The 25,600-nt window shown below is 72.8% G+C and carries 16 protein-coding genes; 11 read left to right on the forward strand and 5 right to left on the reverse strand.

Going from position 1 to position 25,600, the window contains the following annotated elements:
- Window positions 1–229 precede the first annotated feature (229 nt).
- Window positions 230–1,465, reverse strand: a complete 1,236-nt coding sequence (gene glgC / locus FHX40_RS07725) for a glucose-1-phosphate adenylyltransferase (protein WP_142258976.1) — start codon at window positions 1,463–1,465, stop codon at window positions 230–232.
- 79 nt (window positions 1,466–1,544) lie between these two features.
- Here glgC and glgA point away from each other — a divergent pair, with 79 nt between their 5' ends.
- Window positions 1,545–2,723 carry a glycogen synthase gene (gene glgA / locus FHX40_RS07730; protein ID WP_142258977.1) on the forward strand — a complete coding sequence of 393 codons (1,179 nt, stop codon included), beginning with the start codon at window positions 1,545–1,547 and terminating at the stop codon, window positions 2,721–2,723.
- 79 nt (window positions 2,724–2,802) lie between these two features.
- Entirely contained in the window at window positions 2,803–3,489 is a 687-nt protein-coding gene (pgeF, locus tag FHX40_RS07735) for a peptidoglycan editing factor PgeF (protein ID WP_142261618.1), read from the forward strand.
- 12 nt (window positions 3,490–3,501) lie between these two features.
- On the opposite strand, the gene FHX40_RS07740 is transcribed toward pgeF, so the two are convergent.
- Window positions 3,502–4,647: an N-acetyltransferase gene (locus FHX40_RS07740; protein ID WP_142258978.1), complete on the reverse strand. Its 1,146-nt coding sequence runs from the start codon at window positions 4,645–4,647 to the stop codon at window positions 3,502–3,504.
- Between the two features lie 334 nt (window positions 4,648–4,981).
- Between FHX40_RS07740 and FHX40_RS07745 the strand changes: the two genes are divergently transcribed.
- A complete protein-coding gene (locus FHX40_RS07745) occupies window positions 4,982–5,947 on the forward strand; it encodes a hypothetical protein (protein ID WP_142258979.1) in 966 nt (321 codons plus the stop codon).
- A 96-nt stretch (window positions 5,948–6,043) separates the two neighbouring features.
- On the opposite strand, the gene FHX40_RS07750 is transcribed toward FHX40_RS07745, so the two are convergent.
- Entirely contained in the window at window positions 6,044–6,478 is a 435-nt protein-coding gene (locus tag FHX40_RS07750; protein ID WP_142258980.1) for a DUF2267 domain-containing protein, read from the reverse strand.
- 225 nt (window positions 6,479–6,703) lie between these two features.
- Between FHX40_RS07750 and FHX40_RS07755 the strand changes: the two genes are divergently transcribed.
- From FHX40_RS07755 to FHX40_RS07765, 3 genes are all read left to right on the forward strand, one after another.
- Complete coding sequence (locus tag FHX40_RS07755) at window positions 6,704–8,158, forward strand: glutamate-cysteine ligase family protein (RefSeq protein ID WP_142258981.1); 1,455 nt, start codon at window positions 6,704–6,706, stop codon at window positions 8,156–8,158.
- A 298-nt stretch (window positions 8,159–8,456) separates the two neighbouring features.
- A complete protein-coding gene (locus FHX40_RS25440; protein WP_211350198.1) occupies window positions 8,457–10,682 on the forward strand; it encodes a pyridoxal phosphate-dependent aminotransferase in 2,226 nt (741 codons plus the stop codon).
- Window positions 10,683–11,258: 576 nt separating this feature from the next.
- Window positions 11,259–11,444 (forward strand): hypothetical protein, encoded by a 186-nt coding sequence (locus FHX40_RS07765; RefSeq protein WP_142258982.1) that lies wholly within the window; start codon window positions 11,259–11,261, stop codon window positions 11,442–11,444.
- Between the two features lie 250 nt (window positions 11,445–11,694).
- On the opposite strand, the gene FHX40_RS07770 is transcribed toward FHX40_RS07765, so the two are convergent.
- Complete coding sequence (locus FHX40_RS07770) at window positions 11,695–12,486, reverse strand: acyl-CoA thioesterase domain-containing protein (protein WP_142258983.1); 792 nt, start codon at window positions 12,484–12,486, stop codon at window positions 11,695–11,697.
- 193 nt (window positions 12,487–12,679) lie between these two features.
- Between FHX40_RS07770 and FHX40_RS26035 the strand changes: the two genes are divergently transcribed.
- From FHX40_RS26035 to FHX40_RS07795, 5 genes are all read left to right on the forward strand, one after another.
- Window positions 12,680–14,752, forward strand: a complete 2,073-nt coding sequence (locus FHX40_RS26035) for an AfsR/SARP family transcriptional regulator (protein ID WP_142258984.1) — start codon at window positions 12,680–12,682, stop codon at window positions 14,750–14,752.
- Between the two features lie 220 nt (window positions 14,753–14,972).
- The gene (locus tag FHX40_RS07780) at window positions 14,973–17,714 is read left to right on the forward strand and encodes a sigma factor-like helix-turn-helix DNA-binding protein (protein WP_142258985.1); all 2,742 of its coding nucleotides are present in this window, start codon (window positions 14,973–14,975) and stop codon (window positions 17,712–17,714) included.
- A 954-nt stretch (window positions 17,715–18,668) separates the two neighbouring features.
- On the forward strand, window positions 18,669–19,892 hold the full coding sequence (locus FHX40_RS07785) for a 3-oxoacyl-[acyl-carrier-protein] synthase III C-terminal domain-containing protein (protein WP_142258986.1): 1,224 nt from the start codon (window positions 18,669–18,671) through the stop codon (window positions 19,890–19,892).
- A 241-nt stretch (window positions 19,893–20,133) separates the two neighbouring features.
- A complete protein-coding gene (locus FHX40_RS25445; protein ID WP_211350199.1) occupies window positions 20,134–21,171 on the forward strand; it encodes a DMT family transporter in 1,038 nt (345 codons plus the stop codon).
- Between the two features lie 202 nt (window positions 21,172–21,373).
- The gene (locus FHX40_RS07795) at window positions 21,374–22,720 is read left to right on the forward strand and encodes a helix-turn-helix domain-containing protein (protein WP_142258987.1); all 1,347 of its coding nucleotides are present in this window, start codon (window positions 21,374–21,376) and stop codon (window positions 22,718–22,720) included.
- A 317-nt stretch (window positions 22,721–23,037) separates the two neighbouring features.
- Here the strand turns inward: FHX40_RS07795 and FHX40_RS07800 are convergent, their stop codons facing one another.
- Window positions 23,038–25,575, reverse strand: a complete 2,538-nt coding sequence (locus FHX40_RS07800) for a tetratricopeptide repeat protein (protein WP_170198753.1) — start codon at window positions 25,573–25,575, stop codon at window positions 23,038–23,040.
- Between the last annotated feature and the right edge of the window lie 25 nt (window positions 25,576–25,600).

Raw genomic sequence — 25,600 nt, forward strand, 5'->3', positions numbered from 1 at the left:
ACACGGCACCATCGGCGTGCCGTGAAATGTTCCGCGCGCCGCCCGGCGGCCGTCTCAGGGGCGGCGCGGCACGGAGTACGGACGGCCGGGAATCACGCCCGCCCCGGACAGGGCCGCGGGCCGGTACGGCGAAGCCGCGCGGGACGCCTCCGGTGCGGCCGCGGGGCGGGGCCCATGGGCGCGAAAGGCCCGGACGCGGGCTGCGGGCGCGTCCGGGCCGGGGAGCGCGTCAGCGCGGGATGACCTCGTTCTTGCCGATGACGACCACGCCGCCGCGGGTGACCGCGAACCGGGCGCGGTCCTCCTCCAGGTCGCAGCCGATGCGCGCGCCGTCCGGGATGACCACGTTCTTGTCGATGATCGCGCGGCGGACGATCGCGCCCTTGCCGACCTTGACGTTGTGCATGAGCACCGAGTCCTCGACGAGCGCGTGCGACTGGAGCACCACGCCCGGCGACAGGATCGACCGCACCGCCGTACCCCCGGCGACGATCACGCCGGGGGAGACGAGCGAGTCGACGGCCCGGCCGACCCGGTCCCCGTCGTTGTGCACGAACTTCGCCGGCGGCAGCGGGTCGTGGCCGGTGTAGATCGGCCACTCGCTGTTGTAGAGGTTGAACAGCGGCTCGGCCGGGAGCAGGTCCATGTGGGCCTCGTAGAACGCGTCGAGCGTCCCCACGTCACGCCAGTAGCCGCGGTCCCGGTCGGTCGTGCCGGGCACCACGTTCTCCGCGAAGTCGTACACGTACGCCCCGCCCGACTTGACCATCATCGGGATGATGTTCCCGCCGATGTCGTGCTTGCTCGACGGGTCCATGGCGTCCTCGCGAAGCGCCTCGATCAACGCCTGGGTGCGGAACACGTAGTTGCCCATCGAGGCGTAGATCTGGTCCGGCGCGTCGGGCAGGCCCACCGCGTCCGCAGGCTTCTCCCGGAACGCGACGATGCGCCGCCCGGACGGGTCGGTCTCGATCACCCCGAACTGGTCGGCGAGGGCGAGCGGCTGCCGGATCGCGGCCACGGTCACGTCCGCGCCGCTGTCGACGTGCCGCTGCACCATCTGCCGCGGGTCCATGCGGTAGATGTGGTCGGCGCCGAACACGATGCAGTGCTCGGGCATCTCGTCGTAGATCAGGTTGAGGTTCTGGAAGATGGCGTCCGCCGACCCCGCGAACCAGCGCGGGCCGAGCCGCTGCTGGGCCGGCACCGGGGTGACGTAGTTGCCGAGCATCGCCGACAGCCGCCAGGTCCGGGAGATGTGCCGGTCGAGGCTGTGGTTCTTGTACTGCGTCAGGACGACGATCTGGAGATAGTTGCCGTTGGCCAGGTTGGACAGGACGAAATCGATCAGCCGGTAGATCCCCCCGAACGGCACGGCCGGCTTGGCCCGGTCGGCCGTGAGCGGCATGAGGCGCTTGCCCTCGCCACCGGCCAGCACGATCGCGAGGACTCTTGGCGTGGTCATAGCACGCACGTTACCCCGACCGATCGGTACCGACACGACACCCCGGATAGATCCCGATAAAAGCCGTTAAGCTCCGGCTATGCGTGTCGAGCTGCTCACCCGCGAGTACCCGCCCGAGGTGTACGGCGGGGCCGGGGTCCACGTGGAATACCTCGCCCGCGAGCTGCGCCGGCTCGCCGACGTCCGGGTGCGCTGCTTCGGCGCGCCGCGCGAGGAGGAGGGCGTGGCCGCCTACCGCGAGCCGGAGCGGCTGAAGGCCGCGAACGCCGCCCTCGGCGTGCTCGGCGCCGACCTGGAGATCGCCGGGGACTGCGCGGAGGCCGACCTGGTGCACAGTCACACCTGGTACGCGAACCTCGCCGGGCACGTGGCCAAGCTGCTGTACGGCGTGCCGCACGTGGCCACCGTGCACAGCCTGGAGCCGCTGCGCCCGTGGAAGGCCGAGCAGCTCGGCGGCGGCTACGCGCTCTCGTGCTGGGCCGAGCGGGCCGCGCTCGCCGCGGCCGACGCGGTGATCGCGGTCTCCGCGGGCATGCGGCGGGACGTGCTCGCCTGCTACCCGGAGATCCCGGCGGACCGGGTCACCGTGATCCACAACGGCATCGACACCGACGAGTACGCCCCGGACCACGGCACCGACGCGCTCGAGCGGCACGGCATCGACCCGGCCCGGCCGTACGTGGTCTTCGTCGGCCGGATCACCCGGCAGAAGGGCCTGGTTCACCTGCTGCACGCGGCCCGCTCGCTCGACCCGGGGGCGCAGCTCGTGCTGTGCGCCGGGGCGCCGGACACCCCCGAGCTCGCCGCCGAGGTGAACGGCCTCGTCGCCGGGCTGCGCCGGGCGCGCGACCGGGTGATCTGGATCGAGGAGATGCTGCCGCGGCGCGAGGTGATCCAGATCCTCACCCACGCCCGGGTCTTCGTCTGCCCCTCGGTCTACGAGCCGATGGGCATCGTCAACCTCGAGGCGATGGCCTGCCGTACCGCGGTGGTCGCCACCGCCACCGGCGGCATCCCCGAGGTGGTCGAGGACGGGGTCTGCGGCCTGCTCGTCCCGGCCGAGCAGCACCCGGACGGCACCCCGGTCGACCCGGAGAAGTTCGCCGCCGACCTCGCCACCGCGCTCAACACGCTGCTCGCCGACCCCGACCGGGCCGCGGAGATGGGCGAGCGGGGCCGCCGCCACGCGGTCGAGCACTTCTCCTGGCGCAGCGTCGCCGAGCGGGTGCACGCGCTGTACGCCACCCTGATCGGCTGACGGGCATCGCCGGAAGGACATCGCCTGACGGGCGCCGCCTGCGTAGGCTGTGGGCGTGTTCCGATTCGGCAGCGTGCGCATGGCCTTCACGGACCGGCACGGCGGGGTGAGCGCGCCGCCGTTCCACAGCCGCAACCTGGGCGGGCTGGTCGGCGACGACCCGGAGGCGGTCGCGGAGAACCGCGCGCGGACCGCCCGCGAGCTGGGCATCGACCCGCGGCGGGTGGTGTTCATGCGGCAGGTGCACAGCGCCGTCGCCGCGTACGTCACCGAGCCGTTCGGCGACGATCCCCCCGAGCTCGACGCGGTCTGCACCGACGTGCCCGGGCTCGCGCTGGCGGCGCTCGCCGCGGACTGCGCGCCGGTGCTGCTCGCCGACCCGGACGCGGGCATCGTCGGCGCCGCGCACTCCGGGCGGGTCGGCACGCTCGCGGGCGTGGTGCCCGCGCTGGTGAAGGAGATGCAGGCCCGCGGCGCGTCCCGGATCGTGGCCGTGATCGGCCCGATGGCCTGCGGCGGCTGCTACGAGGTGCCGGAGGGCATGCGGGCGGAGGCCGCCGAGGTGCTGCCGGAGACCCACGCCACCACCCGCTGGGGCACCCCGTCCCTCGACCTGCGGGCGGGCATCGTCGCCCAGCTCCTGCGGGCGGGCGTGACCGAGATCCACCACGACGACCGGTGCACGATCGAGAGCCCGGAGCTGTTCTCCCACCGCCGCGACGGCCGCACCGGCCGCCTCGCGGGCTACGCCTGGCTGGAGCCCTGAGGACGGCCCGCGTCAGATGGGCCGCCGGTAGAGGCGGTAGGTGCGGGACCGGGTGGCGCCGAGCAGCTGCATCACCCGGTTCATCGCGTGGTTGTCCTCGAGCGTCCAGGTGGTCTCCCACGACCCGCAGCCGTGCCGCCGGGCGGCCCGCCACAGCTCGGTGACGAGCACCGCCTCCAGGCCGAGCCCGCGGAAGCCCTCCTTCACCCCGAACGCCGCGGCCCGCCAGCGCAGCCCGGGCGCCGGGGAGCGGGCCGCGAGCAGCACGGCGGGCGGCACGCCGAGCCGGGCGGCACGCGCGGCCGGGCCGGTGAGCTCCTGGGTCCGGTCGGGTACGGCGAGCGCGAACGCGACCGGCTCGCCGCGGGCCTCGCACATCAGCGCGGCGCCGGACGGCAGCAGGCCGCGCAGCCCGGACAGCAGGTAGGCGAACTCGCTGCCGGCGGTGGGGGTGAGGGCCCACCCGGGGCCGCCGCGGCGGATCTCCGCCAGCCGGGCGCACTCCGCCTCCAGGTCGTCGAGGTCGAGCGCGCGGACGGTGAGCCCCTCCCGCCGCCGGGTGTCGCGGGCGATGCGCTCGAGGCTCTCGGTCGGCTCCGGCCCGGCCGACCAGGTCCACAGGTCCTTCACCTTCTCCAGGCCGCAGGCCTCGAGCAGCTCCGGATAGTACGGCGGGTGGTACGGCATGAGCACCACCGGCGGCGCGGCCGGGCCGTCGACGAGCAGGCCGCTCTCCTGGCCGGGCAGCAGGCCCACCGGGCCGGTGATCGTGTCGCAGCCGCGCGCGCCGAGCCACTGGGCCGCCGCGTCGAGGAGCGCGCGGGCCACCTCGGCGTCCTCGACGCAGTCGAACATGCCGAACAGGCCCTCGCGGGCGCCGCGGAACGCGGTGCGGCGGCGGTGCCGTACCACGGCGATCCGGCCGACCGGCCTGCCGCCGAGGGTGGCGAGGAAGAGCTCGGCCTCGCCGCCCGAGGTGACGACCGGGTGCCGTACCCGGCCGGGGTAGGCCCGGCGCTCGGACAGGAGCGGGGGCAGCCAGTGCGGGTCGCCCCGGTGCAGGTCGCGGGGGAGGCGGGCGAAGGCCCGCAGGCCGCCGCGCCCGCGCGCCGGCTCGATGACCAGCTCGGGGTGGGTCCGGCGCGTGATGGTGCTCACGATCGTCACGTCCGACTGTCGCTCGGTGGGAATGGGCTTCCGGCATCATAAGGCGGCGCGATCGAAATCCACGGGAAATCGCGCCCGCCGCCGCGATTCATTTTCTTCCGCGCCGGTGATTTCCGCAAATTCCCGGGATCGCGATCCCGGAGATCCGGACGGTCGATGCGGGTGCGGGACGTTCCGGATACGCCGACGGGATAATTCGGAATTATCGCGGCAAATCAGATGTGAAAAATAACCGATTGTTATCGCCCCGGGCATTCCGGCGCGGTCCGCGGCCGGTATCGGTCACGATATGCGGCGGCACACGACACGACGCGGGAGGGGCGCGGTGGCGGAGGGACGGCACCGGACGGCGGGCGGCACGCGCCGGCCTCCGTACCAGGACGTCCCCGACCCGCCCCGCGCCCGGCGGCCCCGTGACGAGCCGCCCCGCCTGGTGGACGGCAGCCGGTTCTGGGACCCCGAGCCCCTCTACGACGACCTGCCTCCGCGCCGCCCGGGCGGCCTCACCGGCCTGGCCGCGGTGGCGGGCGCGGTCACCCTGCTCGGCCTCGCCGGCGTGGCGGCCTGGCACGCCTGGCCCGGCTCCGGCGGCGCCACGGCCCACGGCGCCGGGGCCCAGGTACGGCCCGGCGACCCCGCCCGGCCGTCGCCGTCCGCGCCCACGCCCGAGGCAGGGCCTATCGAACCGCGGGCCGCCGCCCCGCCGACGCCACCGCGGACCCAGGCCGCCACCCCGTCGGGGGCCGGGCGGCCGGCCGAGGGGCCGACGGCGAAGCCCGCCGCATCACCGCCGCCCGGGGACGCGCCGCGCGCCCGCCGCCCGCTCCCGGATCCGCCCGTGCGCGTGCCCAAGGTCCCGTCCGCCACGCACCGGCGCGACGGGTCGGCGGGGCAGGGGAGTGCGGGGCCGCGCACCCCGGACCACCCGCCGCGGGACGCGCCCCGGCGAGGTGACGCGGCGCGCGGCAAACGGCCGCAACCGGGCCGGGACGCGCGGGGAGGCGAACGCCGCACGGGCGGAAACGCCGCCCTCCGCTCCGGCCCCGGAGGCAGGCGCGAGGCCGCGCCGCGATCCCGATCCGGCAACCCGCGGGACCGTGCCGGGCGGAAAACCGTGCGCGATCCGGGACGGCGAGCGAGGAGCGGCGTCGACCGTGACCCGCTGGGCGACCCGCGCGACCCGTTCAGCGCCGCGTACGTCTGCCGCCGCTTCGCGCCGGACGACTGGCGCTACCCGTACTGCGTGCGGATCTGGAACGACTATCGGCGGCAGCGGGGACTCGACCGGTGACCCGGCGGCATCGCCCTTCACGGCGTACCGACGGGTGCGCCCGGCCGGCGCGGCGCCGTACCCGCGCCGCCGGCCGGGCGTGGTGGTCCGGCGGGATCAGGCGAGCACCGACGCGAGCTTGCGGCCCATGCTCATCCGGATGTGGTCCCACTCGCCCTCGGTGACGTGGTGTTTCAGGGTGTCCATCACCGCGTGGACGAGGCTCTCCACGTCCACCTCGCCGTCGAGCTCGAAGGGGTACTCGCGCCGGACCCGGTCGAGGAACTCCTCCTTGTCCGCCTTCACCGGCACCGAGCTGGGATTCCACCCGTCGTAGTAGATGCCGCGGATCAGCAGCGGAAGCTGCGCGGCGAACTGCGCGCTCGCGTCGACCGTGAGGCGGTCGCGCACCGCGTGCAGCACGGCGCGGAGCGCGGCGTACGACCGGTTGCGCTGCGCCTTGGTCCAGCCGCACGCCCGTTCGATCTCGTTCAGCACCCGGTTCGTCTTGTCCACCGTCGTGTTGAACGACGAATAACCCGTGTCAGCCATCTCCTGACTCCCCCGTCCCTGTCGGCCACCGTTCCGTGAGCCGCGCGGCGACCGCGCGGCGGGCGACGATTACGACCCCACTCCCCAGCGCCGCAGGGGATACACGCGGTCCCGGCTGATCCTTGCCGCCCGTGACCGGCCGCTCCGCCGTACCGGACCGCGGGCAACGCATGAACCCCGATCTCCGGGACAGAGACAGGGTGTCGACGCGGTTGGAAGGCACGGATGGGCGCGGATCTGGACAGGGAACACTTCTCCGAGGCGGAGTTCGCCCGCTTCGGTGAGCGGCTGGAGCGCTCGCTCGCCGCCCTCCGCGAGCTGCTGGCCCGCCCCGGCTTCGGCGCGGGCCCGCCCACGATCGGCGCCGAGCTGGAGCTGTTCCTCGTCACCCCCGAGGGCCGCCCGCTCAAACGCAACAAGGCCGTGCGGGACGTGCTCGCCGACGACCGGGTGACGCTGGAGCTCGGCGCGTACAACATCGAGCTCAACCTCACCCCGCGCCCGTTCACCGGCGGCGCCTTCTCCGCGATGGCCGCCGAGATGCGCGACATGCTGCTCGCCGTGGACAAGGCCGCGGCGGGCGAGGGCGGCGCCCACGTCCCGATCGGCATCCTGCCCACGCTGCGGGAGGCCGACTTCACCGGCGCGATGAGCGACGACCACCGGTTCCGCGCGCTGAGCCGGGGCATCCGGCGGCTGCGCGCCGAGCCGTTCCGCGTGACGATCATCGGCGCCCAGCGGCTCGACCTGCGCGCGGTGGACGTGGTGCTGGAGAGCGCCAACACCTCCTGGCAGCTCCACCTGCGCACCCCGCCCGCCGACTTCTCCCGCGTCTACAACGCGGCGCAGCTCGCGATCGCCCCGGTGCTCGCGGTGAGCGGCAACTCGCCGGTGTTCCTCGGCCGCCGGCTGTGGGAGGAGACCCGCATCGCCCTGTTCGAGGAGGCCGCCGACGACCGCGACGAGGAGCGCCGCTGGCGGCGGGAGCGGCGCGTGCACTTCGGCCCCGGCTGGGTGCGCGACGGCGCCGTGGAGCTGTTCGGCTGGGGCGTGCGCGAGTTCGAGCCGCTGCTGCCGGTGCTCGACGAGGAGGACCCGCTCGAGGTGGTACGGCACGGCGGCGTCCCCCGCCTGGCGGAGCTGCGCATGCACCAGAGCACGGTGTGGCAGTGGAACCGCCCGGTGTACGACCCGGCCGACGGTGGCCACCTGCGCGTGGAGATGCGCGCGCTGCCCGCGGGCCCCACCGTGCCCGACATGGTGGCGAACGCCGCGTTCCTCCTCGGCCTCGTCGCCGAGCTCGCCCAGGGGCGGCCGGAGGAGTTCCCGTTCGCCGCGGCGTACCGGAACTTCTACCGCGCGGCCAGGGACGGGCCCGCGGCGTGGCTGCGCTGGCCCGGCCGGGAGGGCGAGCTGCCCGCCGCGGTGCTGGTGCGCGCGCTGCTCCCGGTCGCCCGCGCCGGGCTGGAGCGCGTCGGGGTCGCCCCGGGGGACGTGGACGCCGCGCTCGAGGTGATCGGGGCCAGGGCGGCGAGCGGCCGTACCGGGTCGTGCTGGATCCGGGAGGCGATCGCGGCGGCCGGCGACGGCCCGGAGGGCTGGGAGCGCGTGGTGTGCCGGTACCGCGAGCTGGCGCTCACCCACCGGCCGGTGCACACCTGGCCGCCGATGACCGCCTGAGCCGCGCGGTACGCGCCCGCCGGTACGGCCCGGCCGTACCCGCCCGGCCGCGGGAACGTTCCGGCGGCGGCCCGCGTCGGGAGGGCCTGCAGGACGGGCGCAACGGTGCGGAAGGCGCGCTGAACCCTCGCCGGGGTGGCTGCGTACAGCGGGATGGTGCACCCGTGTGTGGGATGCGCGGCGGGTGCCGCTGGGGCTCGCGACGCAGTCCCACTCCAAAGGAGGAGTTGAGTTGGCTCGATCTGGCGATCTGCGACTGCTTCGGACGAATGCGCACAGCCCGTCCTACTTCACGCTGATGCGGGACTACGTGTCGGGGGAGCAGTCCGACCTGATCGACTTCTGCATCCCGTGCAACCCCTACTTCCCCACGCCGGCGATGTTCGAGCGGCTGCAGCGGAACCTTGAGACGATCCTCAAGTACTACCCGAGCGACGCCGACACGATCACCGCCGAGCTGTGCAACACGCTGGGACTGCAGCCGCAGACCGTGGCGATGGGCAACGGTTCGACCGAGCTGATCACCTGGATCGACCATCTGCTGGTGCGCGAGAGCCTGGCGGTGCCGATTCCCACCTTCGGGCGGTGGACCGACCAGCCGCTGGAGACCGGCAAGCGGGTGGACATGTACCCGCTGCTGGAGAGCCAGGGGTTCCGCCTGGATGTCGACAGCTTTGTACGGTTTGTGCGTAACCGTGGGTCCCGGGTGGCGGTGATCTGCAACCCGAACAACCCGGACGGCGGTTTCGTGGCCCGCAAGGACGTGGTGCGCATGCTGGACGCGCTCCACGACCTCGACCTCGTGGTGGTGGACGAGTCGTTCATCGACTTCGTGGACGCCGAGCCGTACCGGAGCGTGGTCGAGGAGGCGGCGATCCGGCCGAACGTGATCGTGCTGAAGAGCCTGGGGAAGAACTTCGGGCTGCACGGCATCCGGTTCGGCTACATGGTCGCGAACCCGGCGCTGGCGGGGACGATCAGGAAGGCGCTGCCGAAGTGGAACCTGAACTCCTTCGCCGAGGTCGTCGTGTTCATGCTGAAGGAGTACCAGGAGGAGTACTACAACAGCCTGCGGCTCGTCGCCCGCGACCGGCAGCTCATGTACGAGCAGCTGTCCCAGCTCCCCGGGCTCACGGTCTACCCCTCGCAGGGCAACTTCATCATGATCAAGCTCCCGGACGGGCGGGACGGGGTCGAGCTGCGCGACTTCCTGCTCACCCAGTTCGGCGTGTACGTGCGCGAGTGCGGCAACAAGCTGGGCACCACGAGCCAGTTCCTGCGCCTGGTGGTCCGGCCGCAGCCGGACGTGCAGCGGCTGCTCAACGGGCTGTTCGCGTTCCTGTACGGCATGGACACGCTGAAGGTGCCCACCGCGCAGGCCCAGCAGGTGAGCGCCGGCGCCCAGCAGCAGGTGGGCCACGGGCAGAAGCCGTCGCTCACGGCCGGTAACCCCGACGCCGCCTGGGCGACCGGGCTCGCCGAGATCACCGCGCCCCGGCAGGCCGCCATGGCCGCGATGCCGGGGGCCCGGCCCGCCGGGCTGTCCGACCCCGCCGTGCCGGCCGTGGCGAGCGTGGGCGCGCAGCCGCTGTCCGCGCCGGTCACCACCGCCACCGGGCCGCTGCCGCAGGTCACCGTCTCCAACGTCACGGAGCAGAACCCGCTCGCCGTGGCCGACACCGGGGTGCACGCGGCGATCACCACGGGCGCCGGTACGGCGGGCGCGGGCGCGGCCGCCGCGGGGGCTGCGGGGGCCGACACGGGCGCCTTCCCGGTGGTGCAGACGGGGATGATCGCGTCCGTCGGCGCGGGCGGCCTCGCGTCGCTCACCGGCGGGAACGCCGGATCCGTGGCCGGGGGTACCGCGGGTACGGCGACGCTCACCCCGGCCGTGCCCGGCGCGGGCGCGCCGGGCGGTGCCGGGGCGGGCACGACGGGGGTGAACCCGGCGGCCGTCCCGTCCACCGGCTCGGTGCTCGACACCGACGCCCGGCTGCCGGTGGTGCCCACCGCCGACATCACCGCGCCGCACCCGGCGATCACCGACACCGGGCCGTGGCCCGCCGTGGGCGGCGCGGGCCTGCCGCCCGCCGCGCAGCCGCCGGCCGCCGCCCTGACCACGCAGCCGGTCGCGCAGACCACCCAGCCCGTCGGCCAGACCACCCAGCCGGTGGCCCAGCCGCCCGCGCAGCCCGCGCAACCGGCCGCGCAGCCCGCCGCCGAGCCCGGCCCGTCCGCCCCGGACACGGACCCCGCCGGCGCCCCCTCCACCACGATCTCCAAGCGGCCGGGCGAGGTGAACGTCACCGAGACCGGCTCGTGGTCGATCCCGCCGGACCTCGCCTCGGCCCGCGCCCGGGCGAACGCCGAGCGGGGCGGGAAGCCGCGGCCGACGGTCGCGGACATCAACGCGCGCTCCGGCTACACCGCCCTCGGCATCGACGACCGCTTCGCCCTGCCACCCGCGAGCCGGGACTCGGGGCCGGGCACCGACTGGATCTCGATCCGCCGCCGCAAGAACTAGGCGCGCCCTTGGGCCGCCGCGGCCGGGACGGTGATGGACCGCCTCACACCACCGTCCCCGCCGCGGCCTTTTTCCGCGTCGTGACCGGGAGGCGCCCGGCGGCCTGTACGGCGACGCGGCGCGCCGCGGTCCGGGGCATGCGGCGCGTCCGGGTATCGGTCGCCGCGCGCGTGCCGCGAACATCGGCCTGGTCGCCTCACCGGGCCCCGTCACCCGCCTGCCGCGGCGGGACGTCCGCCGGTCGGGCAGCAGGGGACGAGGCCCGCGGCCGGGGGCGGACGCGCCCGCGAAACAGCGCCCGCGGCCGGGCGGTGGCGGGCGGATGCAACGGCAAATGAATTATGGCCGCGCGGTCAATTTTGACGTTGCCTGCGGATTGCCGCGGCCTGCCCGAGGGATACGCTGCGCCGGTCGATATGGCGATTCTTGACCGGCAGTTAGATGATCGTGGATTGCCACCCTAGAAACTCGGACATATCGTGAAAAATGTGTCAGATGGGATTCCGTCGTCCTGCGATGGATTCCCTCGGTGCACAGGAATGCGCCGCAGGCTATTCGCATTAAAAGGTGACTGTAATGCTCAAGAGACTGCTCGCTACCGGTGCCGTCGTCGCCGCCCTGTTCGTCCCCGCGGCCGCGGCGAATGCCGCCACCGCCGACACCGCCACCGTGGCGAAGAGCACGACCTCATGGTGGTTCGGTGACCCCTTCTGGGGTTGGGACGACTGCTGGGGCGACGACTTCTTCTTCTGGGGCTGGTGATACCGGCACCCTGTGACACGAGTGAAACGCTGAAGAGCGCCTTCTGATCGAGGCGTTCCCGGGCTCAGGGGATCCAAGGGACCCTGGGCCCGGCCCATACGGCGACGACGAACGGACAATGGCCGGCGCCTGGGATTCCCCAGGGCCGGTCGTTTTTATGTGTCGTCTCGGAGAAACCGCGAAATATGACGCGGCCGCCGCGTTCCGCGCGGCGGCCGTACTCCGTCACGGGCGAAAACCCGGCGGCCGGTCACAAACGCACGTTCACCGAATTCGCCACCGCCGCCACCGCGCCGAATCCGATCGGCCCCGACTCGTCGTACAGGGTGCACTGGCCGACCGCGACCCCCTCGTCGCTGAGGTGGCCGTTCGACTCCATGCCGATGAGGTCGCTCTTCGGCAGCCGGCTCAGGCACAGCGTGTAGTCGGCGTTGATGAAGTGCAGGCCGTCCGAGCCCATGTGGGTGAGCGGGCTGACGAACTCGGCGGCGAGCGCGACGCGGGTGAACGGCGTCAGCTCCTCGCCCTCGACGAGCGGATGGATCTCCCGGATCCAGACCCGCGACCGCTCCTTGCTCTGCCACGGCGTCGTCCGCCACAGGAGCATCGGCGGCTCCCAGCCGTTCGAGGCGGGCACCGGCGGGCCGAGCCGCTCCGGCGGCGGCATCTCCCACACCGGGGCCGCCCACACCTCGCCCGGCGGCTGCTCGCCACGGCGCAGCAGCACCGCGCTCGCCCGGCCGACCGGCCCCTGCTCGCTGGTGACCACCGCGTCCACCACCCGGACGCGCCGCCCGTCCCGGACCCGGTTCGTGCTCACCCGCAGCGGGACCAGCGGGGTGTTGCGGAACAGGTCAACGGTGAGCCGGGCGAAATGGAAATCCGGGTCGCCGTGCTCCCGCTCCACCGTGCGGGCGAGGAGCCCGCCGAGGATCCGGCCGTGCAGCATGTCCTTCGACCAGGGACTGCGCGCGTGCGGCTGCGGCACGAAGGCGTCGCCGTCGACGACGAGAAATGGCAGGGTTTCGGCGCTCTCGGCCACGTGCGTCCTCTCCGAGCTGATTCGACGGAAAACTAGAATATCGCTCGGTTATGGGAGTGTACGGCGGGGGCGTCGGCGGCTCATTACCCAAATTTTGATCATCGAGTTCGGAAACGTCCCATCAAGATCGGGTACCACCGTGACATGACCGGCTGAACTGGTCACGCATCGTAGACACTCACGGGGGTACGGCATGGCCGGATCGCAGCGGGTAGTCGTACACAGCGCCATCGCGATCGTCATGGTCGGCTCGATCGCCGGTCTCTGGCCGACCGCCGCCACGGCCGAGCCGTACCACTGCGACAGCCGTTTCAGCCACGGCGGCCCGATGCCGGAGGTGTACCGGGACTGCCCTCCGCAGCCGGACGCCGGGCCGGTGACGATCGTCATCGGGCCGTTCGACAGGGCCCGCGACCACGACCCGCGCGGCGGCCGGTACCTCGACGAGCCGTGGCCGGGACGGCGCACCAGGTACCCGCCGCCCGGGCGGGCGTTCCGCCTGCGCCCGCCCCGGCTCCACGCGGTCGATCCCGCGCCCCGCGGCCGCGTCGACGACCGGCCCGGCGCGATCCCCGGGGAACCCGCCGGGACCGGCGGCGCGGCGCCCCGCGCCCACCCGCCCGAGGCGACGACGGGCGGCGCGAGGACCGGCCGGCCGGCGAGCCGGGGACGGCCCGGCCCTTCCCCGCGCGGCGTCCCCTCCTCCGTGATGCTGCGCACCGCCACCCGCGGCGGCCCGGCCGCGCCTTCCGCCACCGCCCCCCGACGCCCGGTACGGCCCGGCACCGCCGTACCGCCGCGCCGGACCGGCACCCAGGCCCGTACCGCTCCCGTCGTCACCTCCCGCCGCCACCACCCCTCCGGCGCCCGCGCCCTCGAACCGCGGCGCCGCACCCCGAAGCGGCACGACCGCGTCGTGGCCGCCACCCGCGATCCCCACGTCTCGCACAACGCCTTCGACCCCCGCATGCCGCAGCCGACGGCCACCACGTGGACCGTCCGCCGGATCAGCGCGGGCGACGACGGCCTCGCCGCGCTGCGGCTCGGGGTCATGGTCGCCATCGGGCTCGTCATCGCCGCGGGCACCCTGCTGCTGATGCGCATCACCCGGGTCATCCCGCTCGCCCTCGGCGACGAACGGCACGGCCCCCGGCGGCGCTCCGCCGCGTGGTACGGCAGGCGCATCCGGGCGGCCCGGCCGGCCGGTTGGCGGCGGCGCCGGGCGGCCGCCCGGCCGGAGGGCGGCGCGCGTCCGGCGGGCGCACCCGAGGCGCGGCCGCACGCCCGCGGCCTGCGCGCGGCGCCGCGGCGGCCCGGGGCGCTCCTCCGGACGCTGCTGCGCCGCCCGGCCGCGACCGCGCCCGCCGGTGCCGAGCCCGCGGCCGTGGACGCCGCCACCGCCGCGTCCGCCGCGGCGGCGCGGGCGGCCGGTGCCGCCTTCTCCGGGGGCACGCCCGCCGCGGCCCCGGCCTTCCCGGCGATCGCGCCGGCGAAGCCCCCGGCGGTGTTCCCCGCCGCGGGCACCGGGGTGTTCGTGCGCCTGCTCGGCGAGGTCGCGATCGAGGGGCCGGGCGGCCGCGTCGAGTGCGTGCCGGGCAAGGACCTGGCCGACCTGCTCGGCCTGCTCGCCGTACACCGGGACGGCCTCACCCGGGAGCGGGCGCACGAGCTGCTGTGGCCGGGCACCGACCCGTCCGACCACGACCGCTTCCACGCCAGGAAGCGGGAGCTGCGCAGGCGGCTGGCCCGCGCCCTCGGTGACCCGATGCGCGAGGCGGCGCTGATCCGGCAGGCCGGCCACCGCTACCTGCTCAACCCCGAGCTGGTCGGCGTCGACTACTGGCGGCTCACCGACGAGCTCGCCGCGGCGTCCGCGGCCGACGGCCTGCGCGAGCGGCTCGCCGCCCTGCGCCGGGCCGCCGACCTGTACGCCGGGCCGTTCCTGCCGGGCGGCACCCGGCCGTGGCGCGCGGCCGTCGCCGACGACCTGCGCCGGAGCGTGGTGCAGGCGCTGACCACGCTGATCGAGCACGAGCACGACGCGGCCCGGCTGCTCGCCCTGCTCAGGCGTGCCCTCGACCTCGACCCGTGCAACGAGCCGCTGCGCCGCCGCCAGATGCGGCTGCACGCCGACCTCGGCCGCGTCGACGAGGCCCACCGCAGCTACCAGGCGCTGGTCGCGGCCCTCGACGAGCTGGGCGGCCTGCGTCCATCGGCGCTCACCACGACCCTCTACCGGCGGCTGTCCGGGCGGGACCCCGAGTAGGCGGCCCGCCCCGCCGGTTTGATCCGTACGCGGAGACGACCCGCCGCGACCCCGGGGCCACGGCGGGTGCCCGCCTGCACCACGGCCCGTCGGCCCGGCGGGACACTCCGCGATCACGGATAACGAATCCATAACGTTGTTGGACCGTTCCGAGCGCCCACCCGGTCCCGTACGTCATGAGGTTGACTAAACCGCTTTACCGGAAGTCGAGGGATTGGGCATGGAACGTTCCCCCGCTCGGGACGCCGCCGGTTCCACCCCCGCCGGCGCCCCGCCGTACCCGGGCCCGGTGCCGCCGGACCTCGCCGAGGCGGTGGCACGGTACGGCGACGGGCTCGGCGACTACTGCCGCATGTGGCTCGGGGACGTTCCGGCCGCGGCGGTCGCCGAGACGGTCCGCGCGGCGCTGCTCCTCGCCCGGGACCGGGAACCCGGTGGCGGGGCGCACGGCGGCCGGTACGGCAGGGCCCGGCTGTACGCGCTGGCACGGGTCTGCTGCCTGATCCGGTTGACCCGCCCGGCTCACGGGGCGGCCTCGATCGCGGGGGCGCCGCCCCGGAGCCGGGCGGCCGACGCCGTCGACCCGGCCCTCGCCGGGCTGCAGGCCCTCGACCGGCGGCAGCGGGAGGTGCTGGAGCTGTCCTTCCGCCACGGTCTCGAGCGCGCCGAAATCGCCGCGGTTACCGGGCTCGGCGACGAGCGGGTCGAGGCGCTGCTCACCGAGGCGCAGGACGCCTACGAGGCCTGGGTGAACACCGTGCTGCTCGCCCGGGCGTCGCGGGCCGCGTGCGCCGAGGGGGCCGAGCTCGCCGCCGCCTGGGAGCGAAATCCCGGGCGGAGCGCCCGTACCCGGCTGCGGGTGCACGTCACCGGCTGCGCGACGTGCTCGGCGCCCGCCAAGCTGACGGTGGACTCGGGCGCCCTGCTCCGCCGTATCCCCGTCACGCCGCTCACCGGCGAGCAGCGGGCGATCGTCCTCGACCTCGACGCCTCCGCGCCCACCGGCGTCGAATGGCGGGCCGACGGCTTCCCCGTACAGCCCGACCCGGAACGCCCGGCCGCCCCCACCGAGCCGCTGCACGCCCCCGTGCTCACCGCCGGGCTGACGGCGAACCGCACCACCGGCTTCTGGGACGACGACCCCGACACCCCCGTCGACGACCTCGACGTCACCAAACCGATCCGCATCCTCAAGCACGTCCCCGGCCCCGGCGCGGGTGCTTCCGGTGCCGGCGGCCGCCCGTCTCTCCCGCCCGCCTTCGGCTCCGGCGGACGAGCCGCGTCTCCGAATACCGAGGAACCGTGGCCGGAGGACCGGCCCGGCGAGGCCGGCGATTCGGGGGACACGGCGGAGGTGGCCCGGCCATCCGGATCCGGGGCGGGTGAGCGGCGTGGTCCTGGTGCAGCGCGTCGCCGGAATCCGTGGTCGCGGTCCGATGATGGCGTGCCCGGCGACTCGGGGGACACGGTGGAGGTGGCGCGGCCGTCCGGGACCGGCTCGGATGAGCGGCGTGATTCGGATGCGTCGCGTCGCCGGAATCCGTGGTCGCGGTTCGACGATGGCCTGCCTGGCGAGGTCGGCGATTCCGGGGACACGGTGGAGGTGGCCCGGCCGTCCGGAACCGGCGCGGGTGAGCGGCGTGCTTCGCGTAGGGAGAGCCCGTGGTCCCGGTTCGACGACGGCCCGTCCGGCGGCGATGGCCCGGGGGAGCCCGAGAAGTCGTTCCTGTCGTCCAAGCCCGGTCCCGGCGGACGGCGTGGGACGTCGGACGCGTCGCGTCGGGAAAGCCCGTGGCGGCGCTTCGACGACGATCCGTCCGGCGGCCTCGGTGGTCCACTGCGACTGGGTCGGCGTACCGCGCCTCCCCTCGGCGACACCGCGGCCCCCGATGGCCTCACCTCAGGTGTTGGCACGTTCCAGCAGCGCCGACGACCTGACCCGGGCGATCTCCTCGGTTCCGGTCTCGGCTCGCATTTCGACGCGGGTGGCCCGGGCCGCTATCCGAGGCGGCGTCGTCCCGGAAAGGCACTGGTGATCGGCAGTGGCCTCGCGGTCGCCGGTGGCCTGCTGTGGGCGGCGTACGGGGTGGCGAGCCGTACCGACATCCTGGGCGTGGCGAACGAGACGCCCGTCGGCGCGGCGCCTCCGGCCACGCCCTCCGCCTCGCCATCCGCCACGGCGAGCGCGAATGGCACGGACTCTGGGCGCGGCGGCGACTCCGGCCGTACGCCTGGTGCGGCCGCATCCTCCGGCGGCGTACCGGCCGACGCCGGGTACGGCGCCGCTCCCCGCGGCGGGGGAACCCCGGAACCCACCGCCACCGCCGGTGCGCGGGCGGGTGCCGACGCCTCCGGCTCGGGTGGCGCCGGTGGAAGCGCGACACCCGGCGCCACCCGTTCCCCCGGCGAGGCCGCCAAGGAAACCGGGGCCGCCTCCCGGCCCGGCGGCACGGCCACCCCCGCCGCGCCGAAGGGCGGCGTTCCCGACACGAGCTCCACGACCGCTCCGACGATCCGCCCGTCGACCAGCCCGAAGCCCACACCCACCGCCCGGCGAGCCGCCCCCCGCTCCCCGTCGCCGACCCCCACCCGATCCGCGGCGAAGCCGGCCCGGCTCGTCGTCACCGTGGCCGATGGGGGAAACCAGGGCCAGCGGACGCTCCTGCTCCGCGCCGTCAACGGCACGGTCGCCTGGCAGGCCACCGTGTCCACGCCGTTGCTGCAGCTCTCGGCGAGGCAGGGCATCACCGCGAACCAGGAGCGCGACCGTCTCCGGATCCGGCTGACCCCGCACGAGGTCATCGCCGCCCAGGGCGGCAAGGCCGTTGACCAGCTCTTCCGTACCTGCGGCAGCGCGCAGACGGCCACCCTCCGCATCACCTGGCGGGGCGTCAACGCGGCCGGCGCACGGAACCAGGGCGTCACCCCGTTCCGGATCCGCTTCGTGGCCCCCTGTCCTTGATCGGCAAGGAACGTCCGGGCAGCGGGCCATGGGTGGGCGGCCGGAACGCCGGAGATGCGGATGGCGGGCGAGCGGCCTGAACCTGACGCCGCCATGACGCCAGGTCGAGTCAGCGGACGGCGGCCGCCCAAGCGAGCAGCAGGCCGATCCGGAACCGCCCGACCTGTCCGGGGCTCCACTGGGATGAGTTTCGGATGCGAGTACGGCGGCCTACTCGACCGGCCCTGCCTGATCAAACATCTCAGGCCGCCCGGCACAACCGGACCGACGACTCCGGTGACCTGACCCTCTCCGGCGGCGGAGACGACGATCGCGCGGCTCGTCGTCGCGCCACCCCGGTTGTCGGGCCGCAAGATGCCCAGGCGTGATGCGGGCGGGCTGTAACGCGCTTTTCGAAACGCCCGGAAGGTGGGAGATGAGGGTGGATCCGGGTGTCATTTCCATGCCTTAGAGGATGTCCGAAAGCCTCTCGGATTTGGACATGAATCACAGTGGATAACCGTGGCCAATGGAGATTCGTGTGCGGATCGAAAGCTCTCTAGTGATGTCGGACCACCAACATGACAATGCTTCTGACTTTCGTTGACAGGCTATTGGGCCGTGGTCAGAATGCTTGTCAAGCAATCGAAAAAGGCTGGCCGAGCGCCGGTTGAAGGGAGTGTGTGGCGATGGGCGGAGGGACCATTACGGTCGACGAGATCTGCCCACACCTATTCCGCGGGTATTCCCCTTAGCGTCACCCATATCGACCGGGAATAACTCCCGCGAGTAGGATCGTCACCCTTTCCCCGCGCCCGCCGGCACGCCACGGGCCGTGAAAACGGCAGGGGCTTCGGATAAGCGGGCTTCACACAGCGTACCGAACCGGCATTGCCGTGCCCGGCCATCGGTCACTTTCGATATGGCCGTATCCGACCGATCGGCTCGCCGAGCGAACGACCGTGGTGGTGACCCGTGCCGATACTGTGCAAGCCCGCAGTCGCCGTACCCGAACACGTGGTCACGTGCGAGCAGACCCTCGCGCGGTACGCGGACCGGTACCGCGACCATCCGCGGCTCGGCCTCGTCCTGCGGCTCGTCGCCGAGGCCGGGGTGGCGCGCCGGCGCCTGCTGCCGCCCGACGAACGTACGCCCGGCATCCCCGGGCGGGACGCACGGGAGCGCCACGAGGAGCAGGTGCGGTCCCGCCTGCCGGCCGTGGTGCGCCGGGCGCTGGCGAACGCGGGCCTGGGCCCCGGCGACATCGACGCGCTGGTCTGGGCCTGCGCCGACGCGATCGCCCCGGTGCCGCCCGCGCGGATCGCGGAGTGGACCGGGATCCGCCCGGGCGTCACGCGGCTGCCGGTGGTCCCTGCCGGCGGCACGACGGGGATCGCCGCGCTCAAGCGGGCCTGCGCGTTCTGCGCCGCGCACCCCGGCGCCAACACCCTCGTCGTGACCTGCGCGTTCGACTCCCTGCGGCCGCCGGCCGCCGACCCGGGCGTCGGCGACCTGCTCGCCCGGGCGGTGCACGGCGACGGCATCGCCGCGGCCGTGGTCCGCGGTCACGGCGGCACCGGCGTCGACGTGCGGTACCTGAGCCCCGGCCCGCGGCTCGCACCGGTGCCCGGCATCGCCGGCCGTACCGGCGCGGGCGGGCGGTCGCGCCGCGACGGCCGATGGCCGTGCACGCCGGGCCGTACCCTGGCCCGTCACCTGCTCGGCCACGGCTGGACGGCGGCCGACCTTGACCTGTGCGTGCTGCACGCCGACTCCCCGCGCGCCCTGGACGGCCTCGCGGAAAGCCTCGGCCTCGCGCCCGAGACGGTCCGGGCGAGCCGGGAGACGCTCGGCGAGTACGGCGACATCGGCGGCGCCACGATCCTCGACGCGATCCGCCGGGCGGCCGAGTCGGTCGTGCCGCGCGACGGGGCGAAATGCCTGGTGGCCGGGTTCGGCCGGGGCGTCGCCGAGGTCGTGCTCGGCACCTGGGCGACGGCGCCCGCGCCCCGCGGCGTCCGGCCGCCGGTCCGTGCCGAGCCCGCACCGGTGCGGCTCGTCGGCGTCGGTGGAAGGGCACCGGGCGACCGGGTACGCGCCTGCGCGGGGCATGCGTCGCGGCCGCGCGGCCGTACGGGCGGCCGGCGGGCCTGCCACGAGCGGGACGACCCGCACGGACCGCCCCGCCCCCGGGCCTGAGCCGGCACCACCGACCGAACCACACTCACAGGACACGGCATGACCCTGTTATTTACAAACCACTTGACAAGTTTGTTATGGATGTTGGCCGGAATCGCGTCGGCCGAATCCCGGCCGAGACGTCCATACGCCGTGGGAAAGGCGATGCGAGGATGAACGAGAACAGACGCATCTACCGGCTCGCCGAGCCGGAAACGGTCCCTGCCGGAATCGACCCGAGCCCCGCGCTCTGACCCCGGCCATGGCCTGGTTCCTGCTCGCGTGCGCGATTCTCACGGAGATCGCGGCCACCACCGCGCTGAAATACACGAACGGGCTCAACATCTTCACGCACACGTTTCTCACCATCATGGTGGTGGTGCTGTACATCACCTCGTACGTGTGCATGGCCCAGGCGTTGAAGCTCCAGCTCGAGGTCTCCATCGCCTACGCCCTGTGGTCCGGAATCGGCACCGCGGCGATCGCCGTGATCGGCGCCATATTCTTCCGTGAGTCCGTGCACCCGGTGAAGATCGGCGGCATCGCCCTGATCATCGTGGGCGTGGCGATGCTCAACCTCGTGCCCGACGCCACCCACGGCACGGCCGCGGCCGACCAGACCGGCGCGGTCCGTCCCGCCACGAACGTGGCCCTCGCCCAGGCCCTCACCGGCCTGACCGTCACCGTGGGCCGCCACCGCGCCTTCATCGGCTCGGCGTACCGCACGGGCCCGGTCCGCCCGGACGGCGACGGGTACGGCCGGCACGGCCGCCACGCCAGGACCGCCTGGGGCGGGCACGCCACGGCCCGGACCGCGGGCCTCGGCGACCAGGCAACGACCGGCGTCACCGGACGGCACCTGCTCCGGCCGCGGGTACTCGCGCTCCCGGCCCCGCCGCCCGACGACCACGCGCTCCCCGTTCGGAACGTTCCAAACCATCCCGAGCCCACCCCCGTGGGCCGGCACCGGGCCTTGGCCCCGGCCGCGCACGGCCACGACCTCCACGGGCTGGTGGTGGGCGCGGGGTACGAGACGGCGCACCTGGCCGAGGCCGCCGCCCTCCCCGCCCCCGCGCCGGTGTACTCGCCGCCCGCCGCGCGCGCCGCCGACCCGGTGCCGCACCGCCGTACCGGCGCCGCCTCCGGCCACGACGACGAGGTCGTGGTCGAGCCCGCCGCCGTCCAGCCGCCCGCCGCCCCGCTCGCCGCGCTGCCGCCGCGCCGCCGTGACCCCATCAAGGGCGTCACCCTCCTGCACCCCTATCCCGACCGCCCCGCGGTCCGAACCCGTTCCGCCTAGCCAGGCACGACCGGCCCACACCGTTCGGCTTGAGCGGAAATTTCGGAATTCGACCCCCTGGGCCCGTACGACGTCGTCGACGGGTCCCGTTGTTTTCCCGCGAATTGTCTTCCGGTAATGCCATCATGGGGCCGGGCAAAGAATCGGGAAGGTTTCCCTCTGGCCATCGGCTGGTTCCGGCGGGCACGAAGGCGGGAGTGAAATGGGAAAATCGCCCAAGCCGTACAGGGTCGTCAAAGTCGACGACTTTCCGGCGTACGTGATCGGGTTCGCGCTCCGGTGGTGGCGCAGCGATCTTCGCGGCCTCACCCTGCAGGCGGTCTCCGAGGCCCTCCACCGCGACTTCTCCCAGATCGCCAGGTGGGAGCGGGCCGAGTGCCGCCTGCCGGACGGCGTGATCAACGAGTTCGACAAGCTGTACGGAGCAAATGGCCTCCTTGTCAATCTTGCCGACGCCCTCTCTGATTTGCGGCGATACGGGAGTACCGTGAAGGTGCAGCCCATCCAACGACGCGAGGACCAGGACATGGAACGCCGCCTGCTCATGCAGCTCATTCCGCTCCTCGGCATCCAATCGGCCATCAACCCCGAGGTCCTCAATCGCGTTTTCGACGCAGCCGATAAGGCCGCCGGCGTGAATTCCCGCGATCCGGACGAATGGGCATGGACCGCGTACGAGCGGTGGCACTACTACACGACCAACCCGCCCGGTGCGGCCGTGCCCCTGCTCGCCAACGACCTCCTCCAGGTGACCGGCCAGATCGAGAAAACCGAGTCGCCCGGGGTACGCGACGGCCTTAGCCGTGCGGCCGCGCAGCTCGCCATGCTGATGGCAAGGGATCTCGCCGACATCGGCCAGGTCGGAGTCTCGGTACGGGCATTCGCCACCGCCCGCCGCTTCGCCGACGCCTCCACCGACCGACCCCTCGCCGCCTGGGTCCGGGCCAACGAAGCCTGCCACTCTTTCTGGCTCGGGCGCCCCATCACGGTCATCGAACGCCTCGCTGCGGAAGCCGAACAGATCGCCGATGGCAAGACCTCGCCCGGCCTCATGGACGCGTACAGCGTCCGAGCGCTGGTCGGAGCGCTACGCGGCGACAAGGCCGTGACCCACGACGCCGTGGCCAAGATGATCGATGTCTGGGATCGTCGTCCCTACAAGGGTAACGCCGCGTCCGGCCCGGCGACCTGGACATGGGCACGCGGACCGCTCGGCACCCGCGGCTACGCCCTCGCCCTTCTCGGCGACCCCACGGCCGCCCGCGAACTCGACACCGCCCACGAGTACCTAACCCGCATAGGCCATGAGGGCGGTGCCAGGTCACTCCGCCTCATGCAAGCACTCCACATGGTCAAGAACCGCGACCCCGAAGGCCTGGCACTCGCGGTCGAGATCGGCGAGGAAACCTCCTTCAGCGCCCAACGCCGCCTGATCGCCAAGCAGATCCTCGAGGCGCTTCCGCGGGACCCCAAGGTGTCCGACCAAGCCCACCGCCTCCGCGAACTCATCGACCAGTCCAGTCGGCCCATCTTGCCATCGGTCCGATGAGCGGGGCCTCCCGTAGGACACACATCCGACCAGAGAGCATCACGCGTGGTCACCCCGGCATACGCCCACTCGCGAGCTGGTTAGAGTCCAACCACCGATCACTCGGGCGGTCCTTTCAGATCCGTAATGCCGCCGGAATGCGCCTTTTCAGATCTCCTCGCCCTGCACGAATGATGGACGTTCGCAACTTAAGGCGAGATCGGCGTGTGTTACATGAGTGGCCTCAGATGCGTTTGAAGGCTTGATTAAGCTTAGCCCACGGTCGAGAGGATGCCGGTTACAAAGCGGGCGGGTCGATGGAGCCAAGCCACGCGATGCTATATGCCTTCGCGACCAGTTGACGACTCACCCGTCATCCATTCGGGAGGTTCGGTAGATGTGGCCTCCCGCCATGCGTCCGCGGTCTCTAAAGGATGATCTCTGTAGGCCTCTTTGAGCAGAATTATGGCTGCCAGAACCAAACGCTCCAGGTTTCCTTCAATGGCGATTGCGAGTCCTTGCGCAATTAGTCTCACAGCGTCTGCCGAGGGCACAGGTCTGATCAGCATTCGGCTGTGCACGATGTAGCTCATAGCTAGGTCGGGGAGGTAGGCGTCGGGGTTGGCTGCGGCGAGCTGTTCGCGTATTTCTACTGCGCGTTGGATGGCGGCCAGGCCTTCCTCGCGTCGGCCCAGCTCGCCCAGCCGGTTGGACAGGTTGTTCAGTGAGCCGGCGAGGTCGGGGAGGTAGGCGTCGGGGTTGGCTGCGGCGAGCTGTTCGCGTATTCCTACTGCGCGTTGGATGGCGGCCAGGCCTTCCTCGCGTCGGCCCAGCTCGCCCAGCCGGTTGGACAGGTTGTTCAGCGAGCGGGCGAGGTCGGGCAAGTAGACATCGGAATCTAGGTGGGTCAACCGCTCATAAGCTGTGGTGATCTGTTGCAGGAGAGTGGCTGCAAAGTGCGCGAGTGCCTGAGTTTGATGCGGCACTGCATTCGCGATCACCTTCAGCTGATCAATGGGAAGGTGGTTGCCTTCGATCAGTTGGGTCAAGGCGGTCACCAAAGGCGCGGGGTGGTCGCTTTGGGTGGCGACACCGATTGCAGGCAGCGCCAATCCCGGTATTTCGGCCAGCAGGTCCACCAAGATTGGGGCAAGGCCTGCATGGGTCGCCGACGCCCGTGCCAGTACGGTGAGCGCTTGACGGTCCTGGTCAGGCGATGTCGCAGCCAGCAGGCCGGTCAGCAAGTCCGGTCGCTCGGTGACAACGCGACTGACGAGGTGTTCGGCCAGCCGATCAGGCTGCAAGGAACCCCAGTACGGACCGCTCGAGGCGGATGTCCTCAGGCGGGGATCGGAGAAGGTCGGGGGATACAGGTCTCGCAGCCACCGTGCGACGCGCAGCTGCATGTCCTCGCTTTGGTCACGAAGACCCGGCACGCGCGCGAACAGGCCGCAGGCGTCCCGTTCGTCGGCAGCGCTGCACAACGCGGCTACTGCGACAGCGCGTTCCAAGGTCACATCGGACAGGTCGACCCGATACTCGGCCGCGGTCTCCTTCCAGTACCGGGATTCATGAAAAAGGAGGATTTCCTCAACCGGATCGTCTGCTCTCGGGTCCTCTCCCAGCAGGCCGACCAGTGCGGTCATCTGCAAAGTCAGTGCCGCGCCCGGACCTGCGAACCGGCCTGTGCGAAGATCGGGCTCGGGCACGTCTGTGACAGGGACATGCGACCGGCCGATTCGCTCGAGAGCACCGGCGAGGTCGGTGAGCGCATCGTGAAACGCGGCTCTGCGCCCCTCAAGGGTGTCCTCTAATGGAGGCAACTCCTCAACCGTTGCCCCGCGTAGGGTCTGCTTCAGCGCGAGGCTTCGGTCGCTGAGTAAGCGCCTCCACCAATCGCCTGCGCTGCGCGCCAACAACAACACCCGCACCGGTGTGGTCGTGCTGCGTTCCAGCGTGGCTGTAACCACATCCCGCACGGTTTCGGGGCGAGTCTCGGCGTAGTCGATCACGATAAGTATCGGCCGGGTGATCGCGCGTAAGGGGTCAGGGCTCGTGCTCTCCTCCCACCAATGGGTCACCCAGTCGTGCTCATGATCGGCTTGTATCCGTCGGCAAAGTTCCCGGGCGAGCCGGGTCTTTCCTTGGCCACCCGGACCGGTCAGTAGCCTCACAGAGGTACCCGATCCCTCGCACCAGGCGGCCAGACGGGTGAGTTCCTGGGTACGGGAGCGAAATCGGACCGCTTCCACATCCGCCCGTAGCAGGGACGCCGGCGAGGCGGGCTGGACGACGCGGCGCTCTCCGCCCAATTCCACTGCCTCCGCTACCGCGTCCGATCCGACCAGGTCGCGGAAGGCGGGATCGGCCAGCAGGCGGGTCACCGGCTCGGCGATCAGACGGCGTGACTCGAACGCCGGAGGGTCTTCCACGACGACGCCGACAAGCAGCGGTCCGCAGAACAGGGCCGCCCCGGACATGCCCACCCACATGCCGTGCCTAGGGGCGCCGCGGGCGACGTGGACATACAGACGCGCGCTCAGCAGGCCCGTCCCCGGATTGATCTCCCCTCTTAGGTGCTCGGTATCGCGCAGCCCTCCGGCTTGTTCCATCGCCAGGGGAAACCCGACCGCCTCGCAGGCAACCCCAGGCATGGCGGTGACGAGCTGCCCCCACCGCACCCGCTCGCACCTAGGGCCATCGGAATCGGTGACGCGGAGCAAAGCCGCATCCACCCCATCCGACCCAGCCCACGCCAGCTCACAGGCGAAAGGCCTGCCGTCGGCGAGAAGCCGTACGGTCAGGTCCTCGAAGGGCGTGCCGCCGCTGTCCGCCACGACATGCCGAGCGGTCAGTACCAGATTCGGCGCGATCAAATACCCCGAACCGAACGACCATGCG

The organism is Thermopolyspora flexuosa (assembly GCF_006716785.1).
GTDB classification, from domain to species: Bacteria; Actinomycetota; Actinomycetes; order Streptosporangiales; family Streptosporangiaceae; genus Thermopolyspora; species Thermopolyspora flexuosa.

Excerpts from the sequence above, each read along its gene's own strand:
- FHX40_RS07755 (WP_142258981.1), top strand. The coding sequence starts at position 6,704 with ATGGGCGCGGATCTGGACAGGGAACACTTCTCCGAGGCGGAGTTCGCC.
- pgeF (WP_142261618.1), top strand. The coding sequence starts at position 2,803 with ATGGCCTTCACGGACCGGCACGGCGGGGTGAGCGCGCCGCCGTTCCAC.
- FHX40_RS25445 (WP_211350199.1), top strand. The coding sequence starts at position 20,134 with ATGGCCTGGTTCCTGCTCGCGTGCGCGATTCTCACGGAGATCGCGGCC.
- glgA (WP_142258977.1), top strand. The coding sequence starts at position 1,545 with ATGCGTGTCGAGCTGCTCACCCGCGAGTACCCGCCCGAGGTGTACGGC.
- glgC (WP_142258976.1), bottom strand. The coding sequence starts at position 1,465 with ATGACCACGCCAAGAGTCCTCGCGATCGTGCTGGCCGGTGGCGAGGGC.
- FHX40_RS07750 (WP_142258980.1), bottom strand. The coding sequence starts at position 6,478 with ATGGCTGACACGGGTTATTCGTCGTTCAACACGACGGTGGACAAGACG.
- FHX40_RS26035 (WP_142258984.1), top strand. The coding sequence starts at position 12,680 with ATGGCCGGATCGCAGCGGGTAGTCGTACACAGCGCCATCGCGATCGTC.
- FHX40_RS07765 (WP_142258982.1), top strand. The coding sequence starts at position 11,259 with ATGCTCAAGAGACTGCTCGCTACCGGTGCCGTCGTCGCCGCCCTGTTC.
- FHX40_RS25440 (WP_211350198.1), top strand. The coding sequence starts at position 8,457 with ATGCGGGACTACGTGTCGGGGGAGCAGTCCGACCTGATCGACTTCTGC.
- FHX40_RS07780 (WP_142258985.1), top strand. The coding sequence starts at position 14,973 with ATGGAACGTTCCCCCGCTCGGGACGCCGCCGGTTCCACCCCCGCCGGC.
- FHX40_RS07795 (WP_142258987.1), top strand. The coding sequence starts at position 21,374 with ATGGGAAAATCGCCCAAGCCGTACAGGGTCGTCAAAGTCGACGACTTT.